Genomic DNA, 3,562 nt, shown 5'->3' with positions numbered 1-3,562 from the left:
GTGTCAGTCAACAGATTCATTGGCTGGTCCACCGCATTCGCGAGCAAGCCCGCTCCCACAATTGTTATGTAGTGTTGCTTAGAACTTGTAACCGATACCCACCATGTAAACCATTGGGTCCACATCTACATTCACCTTGGCACGAGTGCCTTGGCCCAGCGCATTGTTGTCCACGGTGGCCTTGGTGCTGATGTCGATGTAGCGCGCCTGGGCGTTGATCATCCACTTGTCGTTGAGCATGTAGTCGGCACCGATCTGCGCGGCCCAGCCCCAAGAGTTCTCAGCCTTGAAGTTGCTGAAGCCGGCTTGTTGCGCACGGCTGCCGACGTGCTCGTCGTAGATCCAGGTGTAGTTGATACCGGCGCCCACGTACGGTTGGAACGCCGACTTGCTGTCCAGCGGGTAGTACACGACGCTCAGGGTTGGCGGCAGATGCTTCAAGGTGCCGAGCTTGCCGTTGGCGGCGCCGAGGGCGGTGTTCTTGAGCTTCACGTCATGCTCGAACGGCGTCGCGGCCAGCAGTTCGATACCCCAGTGGCTGGTGAACATGTAGGCGAAGTTCAAGCCCAGTTGGGTGTCGCTGCTCATGGTCGCCTTGCCGCCCAGGTTGGTGCCCGCCAATGGGCCCTGGTCAACCTTCACGTGGCCGCTGTCGGCTTTCGGGTTCACGGTGATAGCACCGGCACGAACCAGAATGTCGCCGGCTTCATGAGCGTGTGCGACAGGGGCGGCGAGGGCGAGCGCGAAGAGGGACGCGCCGAGCAGAGACTTGTTCATGGGAGCTCCAAAGGACGTTTAAAAGTTGTAGGTCCAATGGTAAAGATCGTTCCGTTCGGTCTTTTGATTCAGCTCAATGAAAGGGTAATCACGGATCAAAACTGTGGGAGCGAGCTTACTCGCGAAGGCGGTGAATCAGTCGATGAACCTATTGACTGACACTCCGTCTTCGCGGGCAAGCCCGCTCCCACATTGGAGCTTCGTGTTCTGAGGAGAGCGGTTATTCCTGCAACTCGTAGACGTAAATTTTCTCGGCATCCATCTGGTAGCCGGCGTCCGCCAATTCGCTGGAGGACGGTTTGACCTGCATCGAGCCTTCGATCCAGTACGGCTGATACAGCTCATCGAGTTTTACCCCGACTTCGCTTTTCACATGCACGATCTGGTTCGACGGCGGTGGCGGCACGTGAATGCACGCGCCGAAATACGGCACCAGCAGAAACTCGGTGGTGCGGCCTTCTTCGCTGACTTCCAGCGGCACGATGTAACCCGGCAAACGGATGTGCTGGCCGTCGAGGCTCTGCACCACGGGCGCGTTGGGCAGTTCCTGCTTGGCCGCAGGCGCCGCCTCGACCGACAAGGCATCGGCCATGTTCGACAGGTCGTGCAACGGCTTCATGTTGGGAATTTCCGGTGGCGCATCCGGCGGGATCATCTCCTGCCACGACAGGTCCTTGGGCTGGTCGGCGGACCAAACCGGCACGCTCACCAGCAGCAACAGCGCAAACAGGGCACGACGCATCGAAACCTTCCTCATAAACGGATCGACAGGCCATCGGCCAGGGATTGTCGATAGGCGCGCCACGCGGGCACGCTGCCCATCAACAGGGCTGCTGCCAGGATACCGGCGAGCAAGGTCCATTCATATTCGCTTGGCCACGACATCGGCAGGTCCAGGCCATAGTTGGCTTGCAAATACCCGCGTGATGCGGCGATGCACACGTACAGCAAACCCACGCCTGCGACCACGCCGGACAACGCCAGTGCGAAGGCTTCGAAGATCAGCAGCGTGGCGATATGCCAAGGCCGTGCACCCACCGAGCGCAATATCGCCATTTCACGGCGGCGTTCATTGAGGCTGGTGAGAATCGCTGTGAGCATGCCGATCAAGCCGGTCAGCACCACGAACAGCGAGATCACGAACAGCGCTTTTTCAGCGGTGCCCATCATGCTCCACAGCTCTTGCAGGGCCACGCCTGGGAGGATCGCCAGCATCGGTTCACCACGGAAATCATTGATTTCCCGTTGCAGGGCGAAAGTGGAAATCTTGTTGTTCAGGCCCAACATGAACGCGGTAATGGCCTGGGGTGTGAGGTCCATGTTGCGTGCCTGATCGGCACTGATGCGGCCCTTGCCCTGGGCCGGTACGCCGTTGTGCCAGTCGATGTGAATTGCTTCCATGCCACCGAGGCTGATGTGCAGCGTGCGATCCACCGGTGTGCCGGTGCGCTTGAGAATGCCGACCACGGTGAACGGCTTGTCATCGTGCTTCACCAGGCTGACCACCGCCACACCGTGAGCCAGCACCAGCTTGTCGCCGAGTTTGTAATGCAGTGCGTCGGCCACTTCGGCGCCGAGCACCACTTCGAACGGGTCGGTGGCGAAGGCGCGGCCGCTGGCCAGTTCGAGGTTCTGTTTACGGCCGTATTGGTAGTGTTCGAAGTAGGACTCGTTGGTGCCCATCACGCGGTACCCACGGTGGGAATCACCGAGGGAAATCGGGATTGCCCATTTCACCTGCGGGTTGGCGGCGAAGTGCTCGTAGCTGTCCCAACGGATGTTGTTGGTGGCGTTGCCGATGCGGAATACCGAGTACAGCAGCAGGTTGACCGAGCCGGAGCGGGCGCCGACGATCAGGTCGGTGCCGCTGATGGTGCTGGCGAAACTGTTGCGTGCTTCGGTACGCACCCGCTCCACGGCGAGCAACAAACAGACTGACAGCGCGATGGCGAACGCGGTGAGGATCGCGGTAAAGCGGCGGTTAGCCAGGCTGGCCATGGCTAGACGGAACAGATACATCTCAAACCTCTGCGAGCGTGGCGGCGCGATTGAGTTCGGCCAGCGACAGGTTGCGGTCGAACAGCGGAGCCAGGCTCTGGTCATGGCTGACAAACAACAAGCTGGCCCCGGCCTCGCGGCATTCGGCGAACAGCAACTGGATGAACGCTTCACGGGCGTCGTAATCCAGGGCCGAGGTGGGTTCGTCGGCGATCACCAGTTCCGGTTGGCCGATCAGTGCACGGGCTGCGGCCACCCGTTGTTGTTGGCCGATGGACAGTGAGTCGGCGCGACGTTCCAACAAGCCAGGATCTTTCAAGCCCAGGTGCGCCAGCAAGGTGGCGGCGGCCTGGTCGACACTGCCGTGACGCTGCTTCGCCCGTTGCGCACGCAGCTTGGAAAAATGACAAGGCAACTCGACGTTCTCGCGCACCGACAGAAACGGCAGCAGGTTGAACTGCTGGAAGATGTAGCCCGTGTGGTCGACGCGGAAACGATCGCGGGCGCCCGCCGACAGTTCGGTCAGCTCCTGGCCGAGCAGGCGAATGCTGCCCTGGCTGGGTTTCTGCACACCGCCCAGTAACCCGAGCAGAGTGGTTTTACCGCTGCCGCTCGGGCCTTTGAGAAACAGGGTTTCCCCTGCTTCCAGGCGGAAGGCGGGAATGTCCAGCAACTGTGGGTGACCGGGCCAGTTGAAGCCCAGGTCGGACAGTTCGATTAACGCTTGGGTCATAGGAAATCAGTGGTCTGGTGTGATTTTGATGATGGCGCCGATCAAGTGTGGGAG

The 3,562-nt window shown here is 60.4% G+C and carries 4 protein-coding genes; all 4 read right to left on the bottom strand.

What is annotated here, in order from left to right:
- Positions 1 to 78: 78 nt before the first annotated feature.
- The 4 genes from ACRESD_RS26435 to ACRESD_RS26420 all read right to left on the bottom strand — a co-directional run bounded on the left by ACRESD_RS26435 (position 79) and on the right by ACRESD_RS26420 (position 3,508).
- On the bottom strand, positions 79 to 777 hold the full coding sequence (locus tag ACRESD_RS26435) for an OmpW/AlkL family protein (RefSeq protein ID WP_431753601.1): 699 nt from the start codon (positions 775 to 777) through the stop codon (positions 79 to 81).
- 220 nt (positions 778 to 997) lie between these two features.
- Positions 998 to 1,519 carry a DUF3299 domain-containing protein gene (locus ACRESD_RS26430; RefSeq protein ID WP_431753600.1) on the bottom strand — a complete coding sequence of 174 codons (522 nt, stop codon included), beginning with the start codon at positions 1,517 to 1,519 and terminating at the stop codon, positions 998 to 1,000.
- 11 nt (positions 1,520 to 1,530) lie between these two features.
- Positions 1,531 to 2,796, bottom strand: a complete 1,266-nt coding sequence (locus ACRESD_RS26425) for an ABC transporter permease (protein ID WP_431753599.1) — start codon at positions 2,794 to 2,796, stop codon at positions 1,531 to 1,533.
- A 1-nt stretch (position 2,797) separates the two neighbouring features.
- The gene (locus ACRESD_RS26420) at positions 2,798 to 3,508 is read right to left on the bottom strand and encodes an ABC transporter ATP-binding protein (RefSeq protein ID WP_431753598.1); all 711 of its coding nucleotides are present in this window, start codon (positions 3,506 to 3,508) and stop codon (positions 2,798 to 2,800) included.
- Positions 3,509 to 3,562: the final 54 nt, after the last annotated feature.

Origin of the sequence: Pseudomonas sp. (assembly GCF_050739995.1) — a bacterium.
In the GTDB taxonomy this organism is placed as follows: Bacteria; Pseudomonadota; Gammaproteobacteria; order Pseudomonadales; family Pseudomonadaceae; genus Aquipseudomonas.
Note: the sequence above shows the minus strand (reverse complement) of the source record. Positions and strands in the feature narration are given on the sequence as shown.